This window comes from Acinetobacter sp. 1124_18A (assembly GCF_052824995.1).
The window spans coordinates 443,784-466,088 of sequence record NZ_VTDF01000003.1 but is presented as its reverse complement, the minus strand read 5'-3'; the positions used below and the strand labels follow the sequence as shown (position 1 = coordinate 466,088).

The window sequence follows — 22,305 nt, the reverse complement described above, 5'->3', positions numbered from 1 at the left end:
AGAGATTTGGTTTTTAAATAGTGAACAAAAAATTATTCAAAAATTTTTATTGATAAAAAAAGGTTATGAAAAAATAAAAAATTATTCATGTAAGTTTTGCTAAATATTGACTGACTATTACTGTTCTTGGCTTTCCGAATATTATTTGCTTCTATAGAATGGAGAATGATCAAATTATGATGATGAGTCAATATTCCGACTGATCTAACGCTATATCAGTATCATTCAGCCAGAGTGGAAGAAATTCCGCTCAAGCACAACTTGTTGGAAACACTAATGCCTGACTATCGTTCAAAAACATCGACACACGGAAGAAATATGGCTGGCGCACGTGGCTTATGGCGTGCAACAGGAATGAAAGATGAGGATTTCGGCAAACCGATTATTGCGGTGGTCAACTCATTTACTCAATTTGTTCCAGGCCATGTACATCTTAAAGATTTAGGGCAACTAGTCGCAGCAGAAATTCAGGCATCAGGTGGTGTTGCTAAAGAGTTTAATACGATTGCAGTAGATGACGGGATCGCAATGGGGCATGACGGCATGCTTTATTCATTACCATCACGTGATTTGATTGCTGACTCAGTTGAGTACATGGTAAATGCACATTGTGCTGATGCCATGGTCTGCATTTCGAACTGTGACAAAATCACGCCGGGAATGTTGATGGCTGCGATGCGCCTGAATATTCCAGTAGTTTTTGTGTCAGGCGGACCAATGGAAGCGGGCAAGGTCAAGTTCCGTGGTAATGAAAAAGCGATTGACCTTGTTGATGCAATGGTTGTTGCGGCTGATGAAAGTTATACAGACGAAGAAGTTGAAGAATTTGAACGTTCAGCATGTCCAACATGTGGTTCATGTTCAGGTATGTTCACTGCAAACTCAATGAACTGTTTAACGGAAGCTTTAGGCTTATCTTTACCAGGTAATGGTTCAATTGTTGCGACACATGCTAATCGTGAAAAATTATTTTTAAGAGCAGGCCAACTTATTGTTGAATTGGCTAAGCGCTATTACGAACAAGAAGATGCAAGCATTTTACCTCGTTCAATTGCAACAAAGGCGGCGTTTAAAAACGCGATGACCCTTGATATTGCAATGGGTGGTTCGACCAATACGGTTCTGCATTTATTGGCTGCGGCAAGTGAAGCGGAAGTTGACTTTACAATGGACGATATTGACGAGTTGTCACGTCGAGTTCCTGTATTGTCTAAAGTAGCGCCTGCAAAACAAGATGTTCACATGGAAGATGTTCACCGTGCTGGTGGTATTATGGCCATTTTGGGTGAGCTGGATCGTGCGAATTTACTTGATGTATCACTACCAACAGTCCATGAGAAAACGTTAAAAGATGCGTTAGACAAGTGGGATATTATTCGTACAGAAGATGCAGATGTGTATGAGTTTTATCGCTCATCTCCGGGTGGTATTCCAACTCAAGTTGCATTCTCTCAAAATCGCTACTATGCAACTTTAGATGGTGATCGTGAAAAAGGCGTTATTCGTAATGCAGAACATGCATTCTCGAAAGATGGTGGTTTAGCAGTTCTATACGGCAACATCGCGCTTGATGGCTGTATTGTAAAAACTGCGGGTGTAGATGAATCAATCTTGAAATTTACGGGCACAGCGCGTGTATTTGAGAGCCAAGATGCCGCTGTAGATGCAATTTTAGGTCATGATATTAAAGCTGGCGATGTGGTTGTGATTCGTTACGAAGGCCCACGTGGTGGTCCGGGTATGCAAGAAATGCTTTACCCAACCAGCTACCTTAAATCGAAAGGTTTAGGCAAAGACTGTGCATTGGTGACAGATGGTCGTTTCTCTGGTGGTTCATCAGGTCTTTCGATTGGACATGTTTCACCAGAAGCTGCTGAAGGCGGTACAATTGGTTTGGTAGAAGATGGCGATACGATTGAAATCGATATTCCAAACCGTACTATTCACTTGAACGTTGACGATGCGACTATGGCGCACCGTCGTACAGTTCAAGAAGCGAAAGGCTGGCATCCGAAAGAAGAACGTAAACGTAAGGTATCAAAAGCGTTAAAAGTTTATGCAATGCATACAACAAGTGCGGCGAAAGGAGCTGTACGCGTTCTATAAAATATTCAATTTTATTAATTGAATAGAAACTATGCACCCATTTGCACGATGAATTATTATCATGCTGATGGGTGCATTTTTTACATCTGTTCGAAAAAATAGGCTTGTAGATGAGGGTGTTGCAAGTCATTCTATGGGTTTCTCATAAAATGATGATAAAATCTTCACCGATGCAGGAATACGTGCAATAACATGATCTTTGTTCTGTATAAGCAGAGCTCGTCAGCATTTTGTATATGATGTTTCTGCGACACTTTGTACTGCGATCAAAGCAGTTTTTTGGTCTTGCTTAGGATTTATTTTTTAGAGGCTCTACTCTCATGTCACTGCTACGCCGTTGGTTTGACCCTATCCGATCGAGTTGGTTTTACCAAAAACCTTCTCGTCAAGCGGTGTTACCCACGGAAAATGGTTTAAGTATTTATTTACGACTTGATGATGTGTATAGCTATTTAGCTGTTCAGCAACTGTCTCAGCTCGATGAGATTTTAAGTGATGAGCTTAAACCTTTAAAAATTATTATTTCCCATACTGCTTCTGAACCTCCGAATGGTATGTCGCATGAAGAGTGGCAAAATTATTGTCTGAATGATGCCAAAATATTAGCCAAACAACACCGTTTTGCTTTTGATGAATTTCCAGAAATCCCAAGCCAAGAATCTTTAAAACAAGCCGCTGTCATATTAAAAAGAACCCCATTACAAGGTCAGAATTTCTTACATTTACTTGAAGATATTTTTCACATGCTTTGGCAGCAACAATATGGAAAGCTGCGTACTTTACATGCCATGGCAGTTAAACATCAGCTTCCTCAACATTTTTCAGAACGTATTTTTACGGATGAGCCTGTATCGGCAGCTTACTTTGAGTTTGGTGGACGTAAATATCATGCAGTAGATGATTTATTACGTTTAACCCGTCGTCTAAAACAGCAAAAGTTACTGACTGGTAATCCGATCTTTTTAATTAATCATATCGAATGGCGTGAGCATTTGATTAATGATGCTGAGGCACTTACCGAAATTCAGACACTTCATCCTGAACTCGATATATATATTGCCTTAGAAGATCCAATGAGTTGGCTGTTGCTTGCTTATATTAAGGAAGAACTAGCTGATTATTACGATATTCAATTAAAAGTTTACCCTTTAAGCTACCAAGGCCGAGATTGGTTTGATTGGAGTTTGGCAACCCGTGTTTCTAAACGAACAGATGTCGCTTTTACTCCTTTTTGTCGCCCTACCGAAGAAAGTGCGCTTGAAATGGCAAAGCTTTTTTATAGTGTGCAGGAAAATCAGCAAATCGATACGATTTTTACGATCTTGCAAGCCGTTTGGACAAAAGGCAAAGATTTATCTTTCCAAAAGCATTTTCAAGAATTACAGCAGCAGTTGGGAATTGAGCAATTAACCGAACAGGATGTGCCAGCTGTACTGGCGCAAAATGATGCTTTTTGCAAAGATAAGCATCAGCCTGATTTGCCAGTTTTAGAGTTACGTATTGATGGTCAAAGTTATGTATTTAATAGCTTGTACCGAGTTTGGATGATTGAAAGTATTTTTAGTAATGTTTTAGAAGAAAAATATAAAACGGCCTCAACTTCTAATTGAGGCCCACTTCTAAAAACAAGAATAGGGCAAAACCTGTTTTTTTCCGTAGCATAACCATGTAGGGAATCGGAGATAAACAGTGACTTTTTTAGTAATTATTATGATGGTTTTTGCTTTTGCTGGCATGATTAAAGGCATGATCGGTCTAGGGTTGCCCGCAGTATCGATGGGTTTACTCACCATCGCAATAAGTCCTTTTCAAGCAGCTTCTTTACTCATTGTTCCCTCAATGGTCACCAATGTTTGGCAGCTTTTTGCTGAAGGACATGTCTGGGCTTTTATTCGCCGTTTCTGGACTTTGCTTGTAGGCATTGTGGTGGGCTCAATATGGAGTTTTCTACCGACTTTAAGTCAAAGTCATGGTCACAGTAGTGAAATTTTATTAGGCTGTATGCTGGCCTTATATGGGCTCTATGGTCTATGCGTTAAGAAGCTTCCGCACTTAGGGAAGCATGAGCGTTGGCTATCGCCCATCATTGGTTATATTGGTGGGGCAGTGACGGTAGCAACAGGTGTCATTATTATTCCGATTGTTCCTTATTTGCAGTCTTTGCATTTAAAACGTGATGAGTTGGTACAAGCTCTAGGGCTGACTTTTACGGTGTCTACCATTTGTCTTGCAGTTTTTTTACACCATAACCCGATGTTGGGAGTAACACTGGACTATCGTTTATCTTTTGCTGCGTTGGTGGCTGCACTCGTTGGAATGTGGTTAGGTAAAAAAATTCGCTATCGACTCAACGAGCAGTTATTCCGCCGTATCTTTTTTATAGGTTTGGTGTCATTAGGGCTTTATATGATTTTGCATTAAGCCGATTTTTTCAGGACGTTGCTGTAATAAAAAGTCTGCAAATTGCTGATAATTTTTGGGAAGCTGACTGAAATCTTGTGCGGCTAAAAGTAGTTTACGATTTGCCCATGCACCTAGCAGTTGGATGGAATGAAAATCATAATCCGATTGCAAACGCTGTGCAGCACGAGCCGGCATAATCGCAATTCCCACACCTTTGGCAACGACCTCAGCAATTGCACTAAAGTTAGGTAAGCGCAAACGGTACTGTATGTTAAAGCCTAATAGCTTAGCTTGGGTTTCGATAGACTGTTGCAAAGAGTGATGGGGTTTAAGACCAATAAAACCATAGCTTAGAGCATCTACCAAATTCAGCTTTTGATATTGAGCTAACTCATGCGTAGCGGGACAAATCAAAACTAGAGGATCACTAGCAAATTCTTTAGTCTGCAAATGTCTGGTATCAAAAAAACTTGAGACTAGACCTAAACTCGCAACCCCTTGCGTTAATGCATCTACAATTTCTGAGCTTTCAGCTTCGTGTAAATCAATATTCATTTCGGGATGAAGTACTAAATATTGAGGTAACAAAGTAGGTAAATATTCACTTTGAGCAGAAGAGTTACACCAAAGCGTTAATGCTTCTGTGGTAGGGTGCCTAAACCTCTGCATTTCTTGTTCAAGTTGATCTTTTTGTACTAAAAGCTGACGGGCATGTTCTACAAAAGCATGTCCAGCTGTGGTGAGTTCTACCCCAGTGGTTTGGCGAATAAATAAGGGTGTTTCAAAATACTGTTCGAGTTTTTTTATACGCTCGCTCGCTGCTTGAAGTGAAATCGCAGAGCGGTCAGCACCTTTAGTTAGGCTACCAGTTGAGACAATATGAAGAACCAACTGTAAATCAAAAAAATCAAAACGCATGACAGGGAACGTATTGAAGGCTAAGAGGTCATCATACTAAATCGTAATGAAAAAAGGCAGCTTACGCTGCCTTTTTGAATTTAGGTTTTATCTTTTAAACTAAACAACCAATTTAGAATAATGGCCGCAAATGTTGCTGTACCAATGCCACCTAAATTGAAACTACCAAACATTAATTCAAAATTTCCGGCACCTAAAATAATTGTTACAGAAGCAACAATCAGGTTTTTATTGTTGGAAAAATCAACTTTGTTTTCAATCCAGATTTTTGCACCAGCAATGGTAATTAAACCAAATACAACAATAGATGCACCTGTTAAGACAGCACTTGGAATCGTACTAATTACCGCGCCAAATTTTGGAGATAAACCCAAGAAAATTGCGAACACACCAGCAATCACAAAAACAATGGTTGAGTAGACACGAGTGACTGCCATAACTCCAATGTTTTCGCCATAAGTCGTCATACCAGGTGCACCGACACTACCAGAAAGCGTTGTTGCCAAACCATCTGCGACAAATGCTTTGCCTAATTGTGGAGTCAGGTTTTCACCCGTCATCGCACCTACTGCTTTAATATGTCCTAGGTTTTCGGCTACTAAAATAAGCGCGACGGGTGCAATAATCAGCATCGCTTTAGTATCAAAGGTAGGATGCGAAAAGCTTGGAATTCCGAACCACGCAGCTGCTGAGATCTGGCTAAAATCGATGGGTTTACCAAAACCTAGCCCATTGGTGGTGATGGCGTAAATTACATAAGCCAAAATTAAACCGACTAACAGAAGTAAACGTTGCAACAATCCGCGAGTAAAGACTGCAATACTGCCCATACAAAGTACGGTAATTAAGGCCATCCACATTTCAAATGGTTGTCCTGCAACACCTTTAATCGTAACGGGTGCGAGGTTTAGACCAATAATCATCACAACCGCGCCAGTCACCACAGGTGGCATGAGTTTTTCAATCCAGCGTGTGCCTGTAAGCATGACAATAAAACCGATGAGTGCATAAAATATACCGCACGCAACGATTCCGCCTAAAGCCATAGAAAGGTTTGGATTGGCGCCCGAACCCGTAATATGCCCAGTTGCTGCTGCAACCACACCAATAAATGCAAAACTTGAACCTAAATAACTCGGAACACGACCACCCGTAATTAAAAAGAACAGGATGGTACAGATACCAGACATTAAAATAGCAAGGTTAGGATTAAAGCCCATGAGTAATGGGGCTAAAACAGTTGCTCCGAACATCGCAAACGCATGTTGAATACCTAAAATAGCACTTTGAACTGGAGGAAGATATTCATTGGTAGAGACTGGCCGATGGTCAATATCACCTTGGTAAGGCTGCCATTTTGGAAACCAATTGGACATAAAATAAGCTCGTTATTCTTTAATTGCTGCAATGATACTCTTTCTTGAGAATGCATTTAATCTCTAGAGAGAAGTATGTTAGTGAAAAATAATTATTTTTTAACGATTGGTATAATTTTATGAATTCTAAATATAAGGAATTAGTTATTTTTTTCTCATAAAGACTCATTTTTTGATTTTAAAAAAATATTCTAAAAAATAGAAAATCGAGGAAAATTTAAGAAAAATAGAGAATTTTGCAAGTAAAAAGCAGCACATCGAGATGTACTGCTTTGTCAAACGATCGGTAAAATCAGCTTAGCCTGTATTACGTAAACCAGCAGCAATACCTGCAATACTCACCATAAGTGCATGGTCAACAGGAGTATTTTCTGCCTGACGTTCAGCAAGATAATCACGGCGGCGTTTCATGAGTTCAGCCTGTAAAAGATGCAAAGGAAGTAAGTAAGGTTTACGAACCTGCATTGATTGATCAAGAACTTCGTTATTGCTAAGAAGCTTTGATTCATCTTTCAATTTAAGTAGTGTTTCAACAGCATCTTTTAAGCGCTGACGTAATTGATTACCGAGCACTTTTAAATCTTCATCTTCAGTCAAATGAGACTCGTAATAGAGTGCAATGTTGGCATCGGATTTAGACAATACCATTTCCAGCATATCAATCAGCGTCTGGAAATAAGGCCACTGCTGGAGCATTTCATCAAGCGTTGCTTTTTGCTGATCGGCAATCACTTCATTAATTGCAGCACCAGTACCTAGCCATGCAGGTAACATCAAACGGATTTGAGTCCATGCAAATACCCATGGAATCGCACGTAAAGACTCAATACCACCACTCACTTTACGTTTTGCTGGACGTGAGCCTAAAGGCAACATTTGTAATTCAAGTTCCGGCGTAACGGTCCGTAAATACTTCACAAAATGTGGGTTTTCACGCACTGTCTGACGATAAACCTTCACAGAATGATCGGTCATACGGTTCATGATTTCACGCCACTCGGCTTTAGGCTCTGGTGGCGGTAATAAGGTCGCTTCGAGTGTTGCAGCGGTATAGATTTCAAGGTTTTGCATGGCAATTCCTTCTAGACCGAATTTGAAGCGAATCATTTCACCTTGTTCTGTGACTCGGATTGCACCAGAGATAGAACCCGGCGGCTGTGAAAATAGAGCCTGTTGTGTTGGAGCACCACCACGACTAATTGAACCACCACGGCCGTGGAACAGCGTCAACTGTACGCCGTGTTTTTGAGCAATTGCAGTGAGCTCTTCTTGAGCACGATATTGCGCCCAGTTAGCTGACATGAAACCAGCATCTTTTGCAGAGTCGGAGTAACCGATCATGACTTCGTGTTTACCCTGAATATGCTGCTTATACCAATGCATATTGAACAGCGTATTCATGGTCGTTGCAGCGCCATCTAAGTCTTTTAAAGTTTCAAACAGAGGAACTACACGTAAAGGATGCTGAATACCTGCTTCTTTTTGCAATAACAACACAGCTAAAACATCACTTGGATATTCAGCCATCGAAATAATATAGGCCCCTAAAGATTCAGGCGGTTGGTCTGCCAAAGTACGCATGGTTGCAAATACTTCTTGGACATCTGGGTGTCCAATCAAACTACCTTCAGGTTCATTAATATATTTCGGTAAAAGCGGGCGCTTGCTCTGTAATTCCTGAATCAGGAAGTTTTGGCGCGCTTGTTCAGTCCAAGACTCAAAATTACCTAAACCTAAATATTCAGTAATTGCTGAAATCGCTTGGCGATGGCGTCCTGATTCTTGGCGAATGTCGAGTTTAAGTAGTTCAATACCAAAACAGTTCACACGGTAAATAAAGTCGAGAAGTTGACCATTCGCAATTTCAGGTAGGTTACTGTCGATTAAAGAGCGATAGCACAGCAATAATGGTTGTAAAAGCTCATCTTTACTTTTAATGACATTGCTGTCGTCTGCTTCTAAGCCTTGTAAGCGTTGAGCTAACCAGTGGCGAGTCGCTTTTAAGCGTTCGCGTGTTGCACGTAAATATTCACGATAAGGTTCTGCATGTTGGTTACCAATGGCCTGAATCATTTCTTCAGAACAGGTTTGGATCGAAAGCTCCCAACGTAAGTTTTCGATATCTCTTAGGTAAAGGTCGGCAGCCTGCCAGCGTGATAACCACAGCACTTCTTGGGTAATTTGATGAGTAACATTTGGGTTGCCATCGCGATCTCCACCCATCCAAGATGCGAAACGCACTGGTGCAATGCTAAGGGGTAGATCTTGTTGGCAATTTTCTTGTACCAACTCATTTAACTCACGAACAAATTTAGGTACAGCATTCCAAAGAGTTTGTTCAATGGTTGCAAAGCCCCATTTTGCTTCATCAACTGGAGTCGGGCGGTGCTGACGAATTTCGTCTGTTTGCCAAGCTGAACTAATTTGTTGCTTTAAGTTGGCAAGTGCACTTTGACGTTCACGTGGAGTGAGTTTTTGCTGATCAAGCTGAGACAAACACGCATTGATATCATCATATTTTTGAATAAGTGTACGGCGGCTGACTTCGGTTGGGTGCGCGGTAAGCACTAACTCAATATTGAGATCGCAAATTTGCTGGAACAGTTTTTCTGTCGAAATACTTTTGTCTTTAAATTTTTCAAATAGGTGAACAAGTGGATTTGGAGAATTAGCCTCCGAATCGAATTCTGCCTGTCTGCGGCTACGTACCACATGATATTGCTCGGCAATATTGGCAAAATTGAGGAAATGAGAAAAAGCGCGAGTAAGAGGGAGTAGCTCTTCATCGGGCAATTCTAAAAATAATTGTTCTAGTTGCTTTTCGGCTTCAGCTTGACCATCACGTGCACCTTTAGCAAGCGCACGGATTTGCTCGATCTGATTAAACAGTTCTTGTCCTGCATGTTGTTTTAGGGTTTCACCTAACAAATTGCCAAGTAAACGGACATCCTCACGCAGTGGCGCATCGATTTGCTGAACCATGCTATTTTCTCCTGTTCTTATTCTTATCGAATATAGCGCGATTAACAAACATTCCAAGCTGTGAGCGTAAGAAAATGTGAATTTTTGCTTAAAAAATAACATTTAATTCGCTTATTGCGTCTTAAAAGTAGACATGCACTCAGTGCAACTTTTGGCAATCGGACTTTGGTTTAATTCCGATATTTGAGCAAGAATAAATTAATCGCATCTCTAATAATTTGTTCTAGCTCTTGTGCATTAGGCACAGCAATAATTCTAAGTAGAACCTTATGGTGACGTACACCAAGCAGCAAAGTTAAAAGAAGCTCTGTTTGATAAATTGGATCATCTGCTTGGATAAAACCTAATTCAGCTGCTTTTTGGAAGAATGCGGCTAACTGATTTTGAAGTCGCGTATGCGATGCAGTAAAAAATTGTTCAGCTAAAGGGCTTTGTTCTGCTGCGAGTTCAAATAATACATGCTCGAGTTTAAGCGCTTCAGGTGAATAAATAATCTGCAAGGCGCGTGAACACACAATAAACAGTGCTTGATAAAAGTCTGCCGATGCATCTAATTCAAACTGTTTAGTGCAAAGCGATTCTTCACAGGTTTCTGTAATCGCACAGATAAATAAGTTCGCTTTGTCTTGAAAGTGATTATAAACCGTGAGTTTAGTGACACCTGCTTCCTGTGCAATCTGGTTCATGCTGGTACCGTGATAGCCAGATTTTAAAAAAATAGCTTTCGCGGCTTGTAAGATACGAGCACGTTTTTCCAGATCTTTGGGGCGCCCACTTTGATTAACTGTTTGCACAAAATCCTCTGATAAAAATTTAAAAAAAACGATTTATAAGTTTTTCTTTAATTAATGTACCCATGAGTATATTAATTAAAAAGTAAACAATTTATGATGCAAGCATATTGTGCCTTAAAAAATCAGTTTGAATAAGAGCGATAAGATATGAATCTGTTAAAACCTCTCATCATGAGTATGGTGATTGTTTGTACGGTCACATTAATGGGGTGTAGTAAAGAAGCCCCAAAAACAGAAGAAATACCCTATGTGATGGTGGCTCAACCCTTGACCACACTCAATGAACAAAAAAGCTATGCAGGGGATGTGCAGGCCAGACAACAAACGGCTTTAGCATTTCGGGTCGGTGGACAAGTTACAGCACGTTATGTAGATGTCGGTGATCGAGTTAAAGTCGGACAAGTTTTAGCAAAGCTTGACGTGGCAGATGCCCAGCTACAATTAAATGCCGCTAAAGCCCAACTGGACAATGCACAAGCTTCAGCAAAAACAGCAGCAGACGAACTTAAACGTTTTCAGCAATTATTACCGATTAATGCGGTGAGCCGTTCGCAATTTGATACGGTAAAAAATCAATATGACGCGGCGCAAGCGGCTCTACAGCAAGCTCGTTCTAACTATGAAGTTTCTGCGAACCAAACTGGTTATAACCAACTCGTTTCTAATAAAAACGGGGTAATTACTGCACGAAACATTGAGATTGGACAAGTGGTTGCTGCGGGCCAAGCGGCTTATCAACTGGCCATTGATGGAGAGCGTGAAGTTGTCATTGGCGTGCCAGAACAAGCGGTTGCCGAGATCAAGGTTGGCCAAGCAGCTTGGGTGACTTTATGGTCTAAACCGAATGACCGATTTGCTGGTTATGTGCGTGAAGTTTCCCCAGCGGCAGATCAGTCTCGTACATTTACAGTGAAAGTTGCACTCAAAGAAGGTCAATCTACTATTCAGCTTGGACAAAGTGCACGTGTATTTTTTAGCTCAACTCAAACCAATGTGATGAGTGTGCCACTTTCAAGTGTTTCAGCAACAGATAATCAACCTTATGTGTGGGTGGTTAATGCGAATCAGACTTTGCGTAAAGTACCTGTAACGATTGGTGCATATGGCAAAGATAGCGTACCTGTGTTATCTGGCTTAGCTCCAAACGATTGGGTCGTGATTGGCGGCGTACATTTGCTACGTGATAAACAGAAGATTCATCCGATTGATCGTGAAAACCGTGGGGTGAAAATTCAGGGAGCAACCCAGCCATGAAATTCAATCTCTCGGAATGGGCATTAAATAATAAAGGCATTGTCCTTTATTTTATGCTGTTGCTTGGCATTATCGGTGCAATCTCTTATTCAAAATTATCACAAAGTGAAGATCCACCATTTACCTTCAAGGTCATGGTGGTGCAGACCTACTGGCCTGGGGCGACTGCCAAAGAAGTTTCTACTTTAGTTACGGACCGTATCGAAAAGGAACTCATGACAACAGGGCAGTATGACAAGATTATGGCTTACTCCCGTCCAGGCGAGTCATTGGTCACTTTTGTAGCGAAGGATTCGCTGACTTCTGACAAGATTCCCGATGTTTGGTACAACGTTCGTAAGAAGGTAAATGATATACGCCATGAACTACCAAACGGCGTACAAGGTCCATTTTTCAATGACGAATTTGGAGACACTTACGGTAATATTTATGTACTGACAGGCAAAGACTTTGACTATGCGCTTTTAAAAGAATATGCAGATCGTTTGCAATTACAGCTTCAACGCGTCAAGGATGTTAGTAAGGTTGAACTCATTGGTCTACAAGATCAAAAAATCTGGATTGAGATTTCTAACACCAAAGCGGTACAGCTTGGTATTCCAGTTACAGCGATTCAAGATGCCTTACAAAAGCAAAACAGTATGGCAAGTGCAGGTTTTTTTGAAACAGGCACAGACCGCATTCAGATTCGGGTAAGTGGTCATTTACAAAACATTGATGAAATTAAGAAAATGCCTTTATTGGTAGGTGATAAAACCATTCAGCTCGGAGATGTCGCTGATGTCTACCGTGGTTTTAGTCAACCAGCTCAGCCACGTATGCGTTTCATGGGTGAAAATGGCATTGGTATTGCTTTATCGATGCGTAAGGGCGGTGACATTATTGCCTTAGGTAAAAATCTCGACACAGAATTTGCCCAACTGCAAAAAACTTTGCCTTTAGGGATGAAGCTCCAAAAAGTTTCTGACCAACCTGTAGCAGTACAACGCAGTATTCATGAGTTTATAAAGGTACTCGCTGAAGCAGTTATTATTGTCTTGTTAGTGAGTTTTTTCTCTTTAGGTTTCCGCACGGGATTGGTTGTCGCTTTTTCTATTCCTTTAGTTTTAGCAATGACCTTTGCGGGTATGAGTCTATTCGATGTTGGCCTACATAAGATTTCACTGGGTGCCTTGATTCTGGCGCTAGGTCTGTTGGTCGATGACGCCATTATTGCCGTTGAGATGATGGCAATTAAGATGGAGCAGGGTTATAGCCGGATTAAAGCCGCCGGATTTGCGTGGAAAACAACGGCTTTTCCAATGCTCACCGGAACATTGATTACTGCGGCTGGTTTCTTACCCATCGCTACGGCTCAGTCTGGTACGGGTGAATACACTCGCTCTATCTTTCAGGTGGTAACGATTGCCTTATTAGTGTCTTGGGTCGCGGCAGTTTTATTCGTACCTTATTTAGGTGAAAAGCTATTACCTGATTTTACCAAAACAGGTCATCAGGCCCCTTGGTATGCCCGTTTATGGGCGAGATTAACCAAAAAACCGCAACCGCAAACTGTGGCCATTTCACAGGACCATCACTACGATCCTTATCAATCTAGCTTCTATTTACGTTTTAGAAAGATGGTCGAGTTTTGTGTGACTTACCGTAAAACCGTAATTGCGACTACGGTGGGTATTTTTGTGCTATCTGTGTTGATGTTTAAGATCGTTCCTCAGCAGTTTTTCCCACCTTCGAACCGTGCCGAGATTTTAGTTGATTTAAAACTTGAAGAAGGCGCTTCTTTAACAGCGACAGAACAAGCTGTGAAAAAGGTTGAAAAATTCCTGTCTAAACAAAAAGGTATTGATAACTATGTGGCTTATGTCGGTACAGGTTCACCACGTTTTTATTTACCGTTAGACCAGCAATTACCGCAAGCCAGCTTTGCGCAGTTTGTTGTACTCGCATCATCGCTTGATGATCGTGATGAAATTCGACGCTCATTAGACACACAAATTAAGCAATTACTTCCGCAAGTTCGTACTCGCGTGTCATTACTAGAAAATGGGCCACCTGTTGGTTATCCATTGCAATATCGTGTGTCAGGCGAAGATCAAAATCTGGTACGTCAAGAGGCACAAAAAGTCGCTAAATTAGTTGGCGAAAACCCGAATACTACCAATGTGCATTTAGATTGGGGTGAGCCGAGTAAGATTATTTCAATTCAAATTGACCAAGATCGTGCTCGACAAATGGGTGTCTCTAGTGTCGATTTAGCGAACTTCATTAATGCATCAATTACAGGTAGCGCGATTGAGCAATATCGTGAAAAGCGTGAACTCATCGAAATCCGTTTACGCGGCGATCAGAGTGAACGAGTTGAAGTGGCTTCACTGGCAAGTTTAGCTGTACCAACGACCAATGGAACGACTGTGCCTTTAGCCCAGATTGCTAAAATTGAATATAAGTTTGAAGATGGTTTAATTTGGCATCGTAACCGTTTACCGACCATTACTGTTCGCGCAGATATTCGGACTCAATTACAACCCGCTACCGTGGTTGGCGAGTTAGCAGAATCAATGGATAAGTTACGTGCTGAATTACCAAGTGGTTATCTTGTTGAAGTCGGTGGAACTGTAGAAGAGTCTGCACGTGGGCAAAACTCTGTTAATGCGGGTATGCCACTGTTCTTAGCTGTAGTCATGACATTACTGATGATTCAGCTCAAAAGCTTATCTCGCGCGACCATTGTGTTGTTAACAGCTCCGCTGGGTTTAATTGGTGTGGTTTTATTCTTACTCTTATTTAACAAACCATTTGGCTTTGTGGCGATGTTGGGCACAATTGCACTATCTGGGATGATCATGCGTAACTCGCTTATTTTGATTGATCAAATTGAACAAGACAGGCAAGCAGGGCATCCAACATGGGAAGCGATTATTGAAGCGACAGTGCGTCGATTCCGTCCGATTATTTTGACTGCATTAGCCGCAGTTTTGGCCATGATTCCACTTTCACGAAGTATTTTCTTTGGTCCGATGGCAGTTGCGATCATGGGCGGCTTGATTGTTGCCACCTTACTGACATTATTTTTCTTACCTGCGCTCTACGCAGCGTGGTTTAAGGTGAAAAAAACCGCATAAAATACATAAATTTTTTGTGAATAAAGGTGCGAAATATTGAAAACTCCAATATAGTAGCACCTGTCTTTACACAAAAAATACAGGATTATTTCACTGCATAAAAAATAGGCTAAGTGCAGTGAATTGAGGTGAAATACAGATGGGGCAAGACCATATCGAACAGCATCGCCGTTATATAGTAATTTCTTATGCGTTCATGTTTCTTGCATTGTTTACGGTTATTTTTGCGGCCTTTGCTTATTTGGTCGCTCGTAAAGTGGCGGTTGTAGATAATGCAGAAGTTTGGATTCATGCGCATGCACTATGGATTATGCGAAACGGGATTCTATTTCTTTGTATGGCAATTTTTGCTGCGGTCTGGTTTATTCCGCTCTTCTTTTTTGCATGGGACAGTAACCTTTGGGTAACCGCCTCTACGGTTGCTGGTGTGGTATTTAGCGCTATTGCGTGGTTATTTCTATTAAATGCATGGTTAAAAGGCTTGTCTAAATATTTAAAAAATAAGGCAGTTTTTTAATATATCTATTTTTTAAATATTTTACCCTTGTAAATTCGGCTAAAGCCCCCCATTTAGTCGGCAATAGAGTATTGATAAAATTCCGTGAGGAGCACCGCCAAAAATGGCTAAACGTGATTATTATGAGGTTTTAGGCGTTTCAAAAACCGCAAGTGATGATGAGATCAAAAAAGCCTACCGTAAATTGGCGATGAAATATCATCCAGATAGAAACCCTGACAATGCCGAAGCTGAAGATAAATTTAAAGAAGCTGCTGAAGCTTATGAAGTTTTATCGGACAGCGAAAAGCGCAGCATGTACGATCGCATGGGTCATAATGCGTTCGAAGGCGGCTTTGGCGGCGGTGGTGGTGGTTTCGGCGGATTTAGTGCAGAAGACATTTTCAGCCAGTTCGGTGATATCTTCGGTGGTGCATTCGGTGGTGGGCGTCAACAGCGTCAACGTCGCGGATCAGATTTACGTTATGTAATGGAACTTACCCTTGAAGAAGCTGTAAAAGGGGTGAAAAAAACCATTACTTTTACTGCTCCAGCACCATGTGATGTGTGTGATGGTAAAGGCTCTAAAAATCCAAAAGATGTTGAAACCTGTAAAACTTGTCATGGTTCAGGACAAGTGCGTATGCAGCAAGGTTTCTTCTCTGTACAACAAACATGTGGTACTTGTCGTGGCCAAGGTAAAATTATTAAAAACCCTTGTCAGGCATGTCATGGTTCAGGTGTAGCCGATCGCCAGCAAACGTTGGAAGTTACAATTCCAGCGGGTGTGGATAATGGTGACCGCGTTCGTTTGAGTGGTAAAGGCGAAGCAATTCGTGATGGCCAATCAGGTGACTTGTACGTTGAAGTGGTTGTTCGCGAACACGAAATTTTCCAACGTGATGGTGCCGATCTTTATATGGATGTACCAGTAAGCATTGCTGATGCTGCACTTGGTAAAGAGCTTGAAATTCCAACATTGGAAGGTCGCGTTAGCTTGAAGATTCCTGAGGGAACTCAAACAGGCAAATTATTCCGTTTACGTGGCAAAGGCGTTCGTCCAGTACGTAGCAGCATGGTAGGTGATTTACTCTGCCGTATTGTGATTGAAACACCGGTCAACTTAAATTCTCGTCAACGTGAATTACTTAAAGAGTTGCAAGCTTCTTTTGATGGCGAAGACAGTGCTTCTTCACCAAAGAAAAAATCATTCTTTGATCGTTTGTTCGATTAATACTTGATTAGATAAGAAATTAAAAAGAAGGCGGATATTGATAAAATATCCGCCTTTTTATTGCGCTGATTCATCTTATTATTTTTATTCTGCTTAAAAGTAAATTACCTCTGCTTACTCTGTAGGGTGAGCAACATCGATGTCGTCAACACTTACAGTCGGTTCGCTAGAAGCAAGAGTCGGAGCACTTTCGATCACTGGTGCGGCTGCTGTTACTGCCTGTACGGCTACTTTAGGTACTTCTGCTGTTGTTTCGCCAATAATCGGGTCAATATCTTCAACTTTAACGTCAGTATTGGCATCGGTTGCTACGCTCGTTTGAGCTGTAGGCGTTGCTGCTTGAGTATTTACGTTAGTTGTAATACGTGCTTTAGATAAGCTTTCTAATGTGTCTCCTGGCTGGATTGCAGGCTCTGCAAACGCCACTGAACTCATAATCCCCATCATCACTGTGAAGCCAATAATTCTCGAATGCATGCTGAACTCCTTATAGTCATCTTTTTCTCATTCGTGGCTGAGTAGTGTGCCGATCAATTCTTTAACTTTTGTGAAAACAGATTAAATTTCAGCTGATATTAAAAAATAATTTTTACTTTTTATCGTGAGCAAAGAGTTTTGATATAGTAGACAAATTACGTAAAACAGAAGATTGGAAAGGATTATGTCAGCAGCTCCACGCATTGGTGTTTTAGGTGCAGGCGGTCGTATGGGCCGTACGCTTATTCAAGCAGTTCAACAGGCAGGCTATCAATTGGCTGCTGCAGTAGAGCGTCCGGAAAGTAGTTTGGTCGGCACTGACGCAGGTGAGCTTGCTGGTATTGGTTCAGTGGGTGTGAAGGTTTCAGGAAGCTTGTCAGATGTTCTGAAAGACTGCGATGTAATTATTGATTTTACTGCGCCGGTTGCGACTGCTCAGCATTTGAAGCTTTGCCGTGAAGCTGGGGTTGCCATGGTTATTGGCACAACAGGTATGTCAGATGAGCAAAAAGCTGAGTTAGACGAAGTTGCGACTCATACACCTGTGGTTTACGCTGCGAACTATTCGGTAGGCGTAAATGTATCAATCAAGTTACTTGAGCTTGCAGCAAAAGTATTTGGCGATACAGTAGATATTGAAGTGATTGAAGCTCATCACCGTCATAAAGTAGATGCGCCATCAGGTACAGCGTTAATGATGGGTGAAGCGATTGCAGATACTTTAGGCCGTAACCTAAAAGAAGTTGCTGTTTATGGACGTGAAGGACACACAGGCCCGCGTGACCGTCAAACGATTGGTTTTGAAACCATTCGTGGTGGTGATATCGTTGGTGAACACACAGTGATGTTCATTGGTGAAGGTGAGCGCGTTGAAGTGACTCATAAAGCAACGAACCGTATGAACTTTGCTGCTGGTGCAGTGCGAGCTGCGGCATGGGTTGTGGGCCGTGAAGCGCGTAAATATGACATGAAAGATGTTTTAGGATTGAACGACGTACAGGTTTAAAACCCTGTCCGTATTCCATGTGTAGCGAGAAAAACAAGATAGAGCAGAACATGAATAAAAAACAAATTGCCTTGACCACTCTTCTTTGCTTAAGCAGCCTCTGGACGGGGGCTGCTTCTACGGAAAAAGCTAAACTCAGCTTAGACCGTAATAATATTAAAGTCTGGACCTATCAAAAGACTGATAATCCAGTCTTTCAATATAAAGCTGAAACGACTTTTGATGTGCCACTTGAACGCGCTGTTGCTGTGATTTTAGATGTAAATCGTGCCGATCAGTGGGTCCCTTATATGGGCAAGGTTCAGATGTTGTCTCAAGATGAGAAAAAGGGTGAATTCACACTCTATATGCTGTTAGATTTTCCTTTTCCTTTAAAAGATCGCGATGTGGTTGTGAAAGGAAAAATGAGTAAAGCGGCTAATGGCCTCATTACCATTAAGAACACGGCGATTAATAGTAATTATCCGATACAACCTGATGTAGTGCGCTTAACACGCTATGAAGGGGATTGGACCTTCCAGAAATTAGCGAATAACAAAGTTAAAGTAACCACAAGTGGTTATGCTGACCCAGCTGGTGCGATTCCGCTGAGCTTCGTAAATATGTTTGTTCAACAACAGCCTTACCAGATGTTGCTGAAAATGAAACGGGAAGTGACGAGTCCGATTTATGAACAACCGAAATTACCAGATATTTTAAAATAAAGAATTTAAAAAAAGCGCCTGATTTCAGGCGCTTTTTTTATTAATCTGAACACTGCTGTAACGTTTGGGCGGGACTACTTTCGCGCTTGATCTGGAATAAAACCAATAACAAACCTAACCCTGCTAGCAATGCACCAGCAAATGACACTGCACTATAACCCCAACCTAAATCGAGCACTAACGCACCTGCTGCTGCGCCTACTGCGTTACCTAAGTTAAAGGCACCGATATTTACTGAAGAGGCAAGGCCTGGTGCTTCGTGAGCGACTGACATTACGCGCATTTGTAATGGTGGAACTAAAGCAAAAGTTGCAGCACCCCAGATTACTAATGCAATGGCTGCTCCAATCTGGCTTTGGGCAAGGATTGGGAAAGTCACCATCATCACAATTAACAGAACCAAGAAACCAATCAGAGTTTTGTTAATGGACAAATCTGCAAAGCGACCGCCTAAATGGTTACCCACTGAGAAACCGACACCAATCAACATCAGCATAAACGTAATGAAGGTTGGTGAAGCATGGGTAAACTCAGTCAAACTTGGCGCGATATAGGTGTAGAGCGTAAACATTGCGCCTGAACCGAGTACCGTAGTGAGTAGCGCAAGGATTACAGGAGTGCGCGTTAACACTTTCAACTCAGCTCTTACATTTGGTTTTTGGGCAACCATACCTGATGGCAGAGCTTTCCATAACGCCAGCATGGTAATCACACCAAGCAAGGAAATCGCAAGGAAAGACATACGCCAGCCAATGTTTTGTCCAACCCATGTTGCCAACGGTACACCACCAATATTGGCAATGGTTAAGCCCATAAACATGGTTGCTACAGCACTGGCCTGTTTATGTGCGGGCACAATGCTTGCTGCTACAACTGAACCTATCCCGAAGAAAGCACCGTGGTTAAGGCTTGTGATGAGACGCGCACCTAATAAGCTCATATAGCTTGGTGAAAACGCCGCTATCAGGTTACCTACCGTAAAGATCGCCATCAGAAAGATAAGCGCATTACGTCGTGCAAAACCGCCAAACCATAGGGTCATAAACGGAGCACCTAGCATGACGCCAAGTGCATAGCCCGTAATTAACATTCCGGCCGTTGGAATTGAAATCCCTAAATCATTAGCGATATTTGGCAACAATCCCATTGGTGAGAATTCCGTGGTGCCAATGGCAAAGGCACCAATTGCCAATGCCAATAACGAGAACGCCGTATTTGATTGAGTGTTCATGAGTTTAGTCCCAAACTGGTGCCCATGGCTCTGGGCTAACTTCACGACTGTTACGATCAAGTTCGGCAATCATTTGCATTTCAGCTGAAGTTAACTCGATATCCTGTGCTTTTAAGTTGCTAATCAGGTTTTCACGTTTAGTCGAAGATGGAATAACTGCAAAACCACGTTGCAATGCCCACGCAAGTGCAATTTGCGCTGTTGTTGCTTGATGTGCTGCTGCAATTTCAGCTAAAACAGGGTCTTGAAGCACTTTACCGTACGCAAGTGTCATATATGAAGTGACATCAATATTCTTCTCTTGTAAGAAATTTACAAGTTTATGGTTTTGAAGATAAGGGCTTAACTCAATCTGGTTGGTTGCAATATTTTCAGCACCAATTGTATCAATTGCTTGTTGGGTAAGCTCAATATTGAAGTTTGAAATACCAATTTGTTTGGTAAGGCCTTGTTGTTTCGCTTCAAGTAAAAGCTTCATGATTTCAGGAATCGAAACGCCTAAATCTGGTGCTGGCCAATGAATCAAAGTTAAATCGACATGGTCAGTACGAAGCTTTTCTAAGCTCTCTTTTAAGCTTGGAATAAACTTATCTTGAGCAAAATTATCTACCCAGATTTTTGTAGTTAGAAATAAGTCCTGACGTGATACACCGCTTTCGGCAATGGCTTGGCCAATTGCTGCTTCATTGTCATAAATTTGAGCAGTATCAATTACACGGTAACCTACATCTAGCGCATTTTTAACAGAATCAATGACTGCTTGTTCTTTAAGACGGAAAGTACCTAGACCAAAACGTGGAATATTCATGTGTTTACCTAAATTTGAATAATCATTTAACTTGATGTGCATTTTGCTTTTTTTATTGTTGCGAAAAAATAGATGAATAAGCAAAATATCTTTGATCATTAGTCAATAATTGAATAAGACATGAAATCAACCATTGAAGAACTCGTCGCGTTTATTGCAATCGTTGATACGGGTTCTTTTGTTGCGGCAGCAGAGCATTTAAAACAAACACCTTCGGGAGTTAGCCGATCTTTAACACGTTTGGAAGCGAAGTTAGATGTGACTTTGTTAGAACGAACAACGCGTAAATTGAAACTCACTCAAGAAGGGCAACAGTTTCTGGTAAAGGCCCGTAAAATCTTAAATGAGCTAAATGCGGCTGAAGAAGAACTACAAAAATCTGATCAGGGCACCGCGGGACTCATTCGTATTGATTCAGCAACGCCGTTTGTTTTACACGTGATTGCGCCGTTAATGCATAAGTTTCGTGAGTACTATCCAAATATTGAAATTGAGTTAAATAGTAATGATCAGGTGATTGATCTATTACAGCAAAAAACCGATGTGGCATTTCGGTTTGGGGAACTTAATGATTCGAGTCTTCATGCCAAACTGGTGTGTAAAAGTCGTTTATTTATTGTTGCGAGTCCAGAATATTTAGCGATTAAAGGAACACCAACACAACCTGAACAACTCGAACAGCATGATCTGATTGGTTTTACCAGACCTGCCTATATTAATAGCTGGCCGATTAAAGTCGGCGATGAATATTTTTTCGCACAAGCAAACATTAAAGCTTCTAGTGGTGAGACGGTACGCCAACTCACGATTAGAGGCCATGGTATCGCACGACTATCTGAATTTGAAATTTGGAAAGATATTCAAGAAGGCCGATTGATTGCATTATTCGAAGACCAAATTGAACATCAATATCAAAGCATCCATGCTGTGTATTATCAACAAGAGCATCTACCAAAACGAATCCGTTTATTCATTGAGTTTTTGGTAGAACAGTTAAAAGATGGTTTTAAAAGCGCTCTCTAAAAGTAGCATACCCATCAGTTGGAAAATGAACTTCTAAAATTGGAGTGATTTGTCCCTCTGATAAATGCTGTGCCAGAAAATAGCTTTTTTGCTGTTGTCGGCAAGTAAAATATAGTTTGGAATAGGCCGAATTCACCATGACAACTTCATTTGAGCTATTACGCTGATATTGATAATGAGAAATCGTACTAGACTCATCATCAGTGCGCTGCTCCATTTTATAGTCTTGTTGATTGGTTATTTTTAAATAACCTTCAATCAGGCTTTGGCAAACGGTATGTCTGTACTGCTCGTTTTGTGGCTCAGTTTGGCAACCTGCTAAAACAACAGTAAATAACAATATAGCTTTTAATTTCATGATCTTGCTACTA

At 41.3% G+C, this 22,305-nt stretch carries 18 protein-coding genes; 10 read left to right on the top strand and 8 right to left on the bottom strand.

From position 1 onward, the window contains the following. Nucleotides 1-276: 276 nt before the first annotated feature. The 3 genes from ilvD (at nucleotide 277) to FY048_RS09865 (ending at nucleotide 4,527) form a co-directional block, all read left to right on the top strand. On the top strand, nucleotides 277-2,106 hold the full coding sequence (gene ilvD / locus FY048_RS09875; protein WP_446091008.1) for a dihydroxy-acid dehydratase: 1,830 nt from the start codon (nucleotides 277-279) through the stop codon (nucleotides 2,104-2,106). Nucleotides 2,107-2,426: 320 nt separating this feature from the next. Continuing rightward, nucleotides 2,427-3,716 carry a hypothetical protein gene (locus tag FY048_RS09870; protein ID WP_446091007.1) on the top strand — a complete coding sequence of 430 codons (1,290 nt, stop codon included), beginning with the start codon at nucleotides 2,427-2,429 and terminating at the stop codon, nucleotides 3,714-3,716. Between the two features lie 79 nt (nucleotides 3,717-3,795). After that, entirely contained in the window at nucleotides 3,796-4,527 is a 732-nt protein-coding gene (locus tag FY048_RS09865) for a sulfite exporter TauE/SafE family protein (RefSeq protein ID WP_446091006.1), read from the top strand. On the opposite strand, the gene FY048_RS09860 is transcribed toward FY048_RS09865, so the two are convergent. The 4 genes from FY048_RS09860 to FY048_RS09845 all read right to left on the bottom strand — a co-directional run bounded on the left by FY048_RS09860 (nucleotide 4,501) and on the right by FY048_RS09845 (nucleotide 10,579). Then, the gene (locus FY048_RS09860) at nucleotides 4,501-5,427 is read right to left on the bottom strand and encodes a LysR family transcriptional regulator (RefSeq protein WP_446091005.1); all 927 of its coding nucleotides are present in this window, start codon (nucleotides 5,425-5,427) and stop codon (nucleotides 4,501-4,503) included. The genes FY048_RS09865 and FY048_RS09860 overlap by 27 nt on opposite strands. Nucleotides 5,428-5,507: 80 nt before the next feature. Further along, complete coding sequence (locus FY048_RS09855; RefSeq protein WP_446091004.1) at nucleotides 5,508-6,803, bottom strand: solute carrier family 23 protein; 1,296 nt, start codon at nucleotides 6,801-6,803, stop codon at nucleotides 5,508-5,510. A 297-nt stretch (nucleotides 6,804-7,100) separates the two neighbouring features. Then, nucleotides 7,101-9,785, bottom strand: coding sequence for a phosphoenolpyruvate carboxylase (ppc, locus tag FY048_RS09850; RefSeq protein WP_446091003.1), 2,685 nt, complete (start codon nucleotides 9,783-9,785; stop codon nucleotides 7,101-7,103). Between the two features lie 170 nt (nucleotides 9,786-9,955). Continuing rightward, nucleotides 9,956-10,579: a TetR/AcrR family transcriptional regulator gene (locus FY048_RS09845; RefSeq protein ID WP_446091002.1), complete on the bottom strand. Its 624-nt coding sequence runs from the start codon at nucleotides 10,577-10,579 to the stop codon at nucleotides 9,956-9,958. A 147-nt stretch (nucleotides 10,580-10,726) separates the two neighbouring features. Here FY048_RS09845 and FY048_RS09840 point away from each other — a divergent pair, with 147 nt between their 5' ends. From FY048_RS09840 to dnaJ, 4 genes are all read left to right on the top strand, one after another. Further along, nucleotides 10,727-11,833 carry an efflux RND transporter periplasmic adaptor subunit gene (locus FY048_RS09840; protein WP_446091001.1) on the top strand — a complete coding sequence of 369 codons (1,107 nt, stop codon included), beginning with the start codon at nucleotides 10,727-10,729 and terminating at the stop codon, nucleotides 11,831-11,833. Further along, nucleotides 11,830-14,955, top strand: coding sequence for an efflux RND transporter permease subunit (locus FY048_RS09835; protein WP_446091000.1), 3,126 nt, complete (start codon nucleotides 11,830-11,832; stop codon nucleotides 14,953-14,955). The genes FY048_RS09840 and FY048_RS09835 overlap by 4 nt, the downstream gene beginning before the upstream one ends. A 139-nt stretch (nucleotides 14,956-15,094) precedes the next feature. After that, complete coding sequence (locus FY048_RS09830; protein ID WP_016139760.1) at nucleotides 15,095-15,472, top strand: hypothetical protein; 378 nt, start codon at nucleotides 15,095-15,097, stop codon at nucleotides 15,470-15,472. Between the two features lie 103 nt (nucleotides 15,473-15,575). Beyond that, complete coding sequence (gene dnaJ, locus FY048_RS09825; RefSeq protein WP_446090999.1) at nucleotides 15,576-16,685, top strand: molecular chaperone DnaJ; 1,110 nt, start codon at nucleotides 15,576-15,578, stop codon at nucleotides 16,683-16,685. Between the two features lie 114 nt (nucleotides 16,686-16,799). Here dnaJ and FY048_RS09820 read toward each other — a convergent pair whose 3' ends face one another. Then, a complete protein-coding gene (locus tag FY048_RS09820) occupies nucleotides 16,800-17,162 on the bottom strand; it encodes a hypothetical protein (protein WP_446090998.1) in 363 nt (120 codons plus the stop codon). Nucleotides 17,163-17,346: 184 nt separating this feature from the next. On the opposite strand from FY048_RS09820, the gene dapB reads away from it, so the two are divergent. Both dapB and FY048_RS09810 read left to right on the top strand, forming a co-directional pair. Then, nucleotides 17,347-18,168 carry a 4-hydroxy-tetrahydrodipicolinate reductase gene (gene dapB / locus FY048_RS09815; protein WP_016139763.1) on the top strand — a complete coding sequence of 274 codons (822 nt, stop codon included), beginning with the start codon at nucleotides 17,347-17,349 and terminating at the stop codon, nucleotides 18,166-18,168. A 50-nt stretch (nucleotides 18,169-18,218) separates the two neighbouring features. Next, nucleotides 18,219-18,872 (top strand): START domain-containing protein, encoded by a 654-nt coding sequence (locus FY048_RS09810; protein WP_004790231.1) that lies wholly within the window; start codon nucleotides 18,219-18,221, stop codon nucleotides 18,870-18,872. 40 nt (nucleotides 18,873-18,912) lie between these two features. Here FY048_RS09810 and FY048_RS09805 read toward each other — a convergent pair whose 3' ends face one another. Together FY048_RS09805 and dkgB are read right to left on the bottom strand one after the other, a co-directional pair. Beyond that, entirely contained in the window at nucleotides 18,913-20,103 is a 1,191-nt protein-coding gene (locus tag FY048_RS09805; RefSeq protein ID WP_446090997.1) for an MFS transporter, read from the bottom strand. A 4-nt stretch (nucleotides 20,104-20,107) separates the two neighbouring features. Next, nucleotides 20,108-20,911 carry a 2,5-didehydrogluconate reductase DkgB gene (dkgB, locus tag FY048_RS09800; protein ID WP_446090996.1) on the bottom strand — a complete coding sequence of 268 codons (804 nt, stop codon included), beginning with the start codon at nucleotides 20,909-20,911 and terminating at the stop codon, nucleotides 20,108-20,110. A 120-nt stretch (nucleotides 20,912-21,031) separates the two neighbouring features. On the opposite strand from dkgB, the gene FY048_RS09795 reads away from it, so the two are divergent. Further along, nucleotides 21,032-21,934, top strand: coding sequence for a LysR family transcriptional regulator (locus FY048_RS09795; RefSeq protein ID WP_446090995.1), 903 nt, complete (start codon nucleotides 21,032-21,034; stop codon nucleotides 21,932-21,934). On the opposite strand, the gene FY048_RS09790 is transcribed toward FY048_RS09795, so the two are convergent. Beyond that, entirely contained in the window at nucleotides 21,918-22,292 is a 375-nt protein-coding gene (locus tag FY048_RS09790; protein ID WP_446090994.1) for a hypothetical protein, read from the bottom strand. The two genes, FY048_RS09795 and FY048_RS09790, sit on opposite strands and share 17 nt — an antisense overlap. Nucleotides 22,293-22,305: the final 13 nt, after the last annotated feature.

Bases quoted from the DNA above. Each gene is read 5' to 3' on its own strand.
- FY048_RS09795 (WP_446090995.1), top strand. From the start codon at position 21,032: ATGAAATCAACCATTGAAGAACTCGTCGCGTTTATTGCAATCGTTGAT.
- ppc (WP_446091003.1), bottom strand. From the start codon at position 9,785: ATGGTTCAGCAAATCGATGCGCCACTGCGTGAGGATGTCCGTTTACTT.
- dapB (WP_016139763.1), top strand. From the start codon at position 17,347: ATGTCAGCAGCTCCACGCATTGGTGTTTTAGGTGCAGGCGGTCGTATG.
- dkgB (WP_446090996.1), bottom strand. From the start codon at position 20,911: ATGAATATTCCACGTTTTGGTCTAGGTACTTTCCGTCTTAAAGAACAA.
- FY048_RS09835 (WP_446091000.1), top strand. From the start codon at position 11,830: ATGAAATTCAATCTCTCGGAATGGGCATTAAATAATAAAGGCATTGTC.
- FY048_RS09840 (WP_446091001.1), top strand. From the start codon at position 10,727: ATGAATCTGTTAAAACCTCTCATCATGAGTATGGTGATTGTTTGTACG.
- FY048_RS09790 (WP_446090994.1), bottom strand. From the start codon at position 22,292: ATGAAATTAAAAGCTATATTGTTATTTACTGTTGTTTTAGCAGGTTGC.
- FY048_RS09830 (WP_016139760.1), top strand. From the start codon at position 15,095: ATGGGGCAAGACCATATCGAACAGCATCGCCGTTATATAGTAATTTCT.
- FY048_RS09855 (WP_446091004.1), bottom strand. From the start codon at position 6,803: ATGTCCAATTGGTTTCCAAAATGGCAGCCTTACCAAGGTGATATTGAC.
- FY048_RS09820 (WP_446090998.1), bottom strand. From the start codon at position 17,162: ATGCATTCGAGAATTATTGGCTTCACAGTGATGATGGGGATTATGAGT.
- FY048_RS09805 (WP_446090997.1), bottom strand. From the start codon at position 20,103: ATGAACACTCAATCAAATACGGCGTTCTCGTTATTGGCATTGGCAATT.
- FY048_RS09870 (WP_446091007.1), top strand. From the start codon at position 2,427: ATGTCACTGCTACGCCGTTGGTTTGACCCTATCCGATCGAGTTGGTTT.
- dnaJ (WP_446090999.1), top strand. From the start codon at position 15,576: ATGGCTAAACGTGATTATTATGAGGTTTTAGGCGTTTCAAAAACCGCA.
- FY048_RS09860 (WP_446091005.1), bottom strand. From the start codon at position 5,427: ATGCGTTTTGATTTTTTTGATTTACAGTTGGTTCTTCATATTGTCTCA.
- ilvD (WP_446091008.1), top strand. From the start codon at position 277: ATGCCTGACTATCGTTCAAAAACATCGACACACGGAAGAAATATGGCT.
- FY048_RS09810 (WP_004790231.1), top strand. From the start codon at position 18,219: ATGAATAAAAAACAAATTGCCTTGACCACTCTTCTTTGCTTAAGCAGC.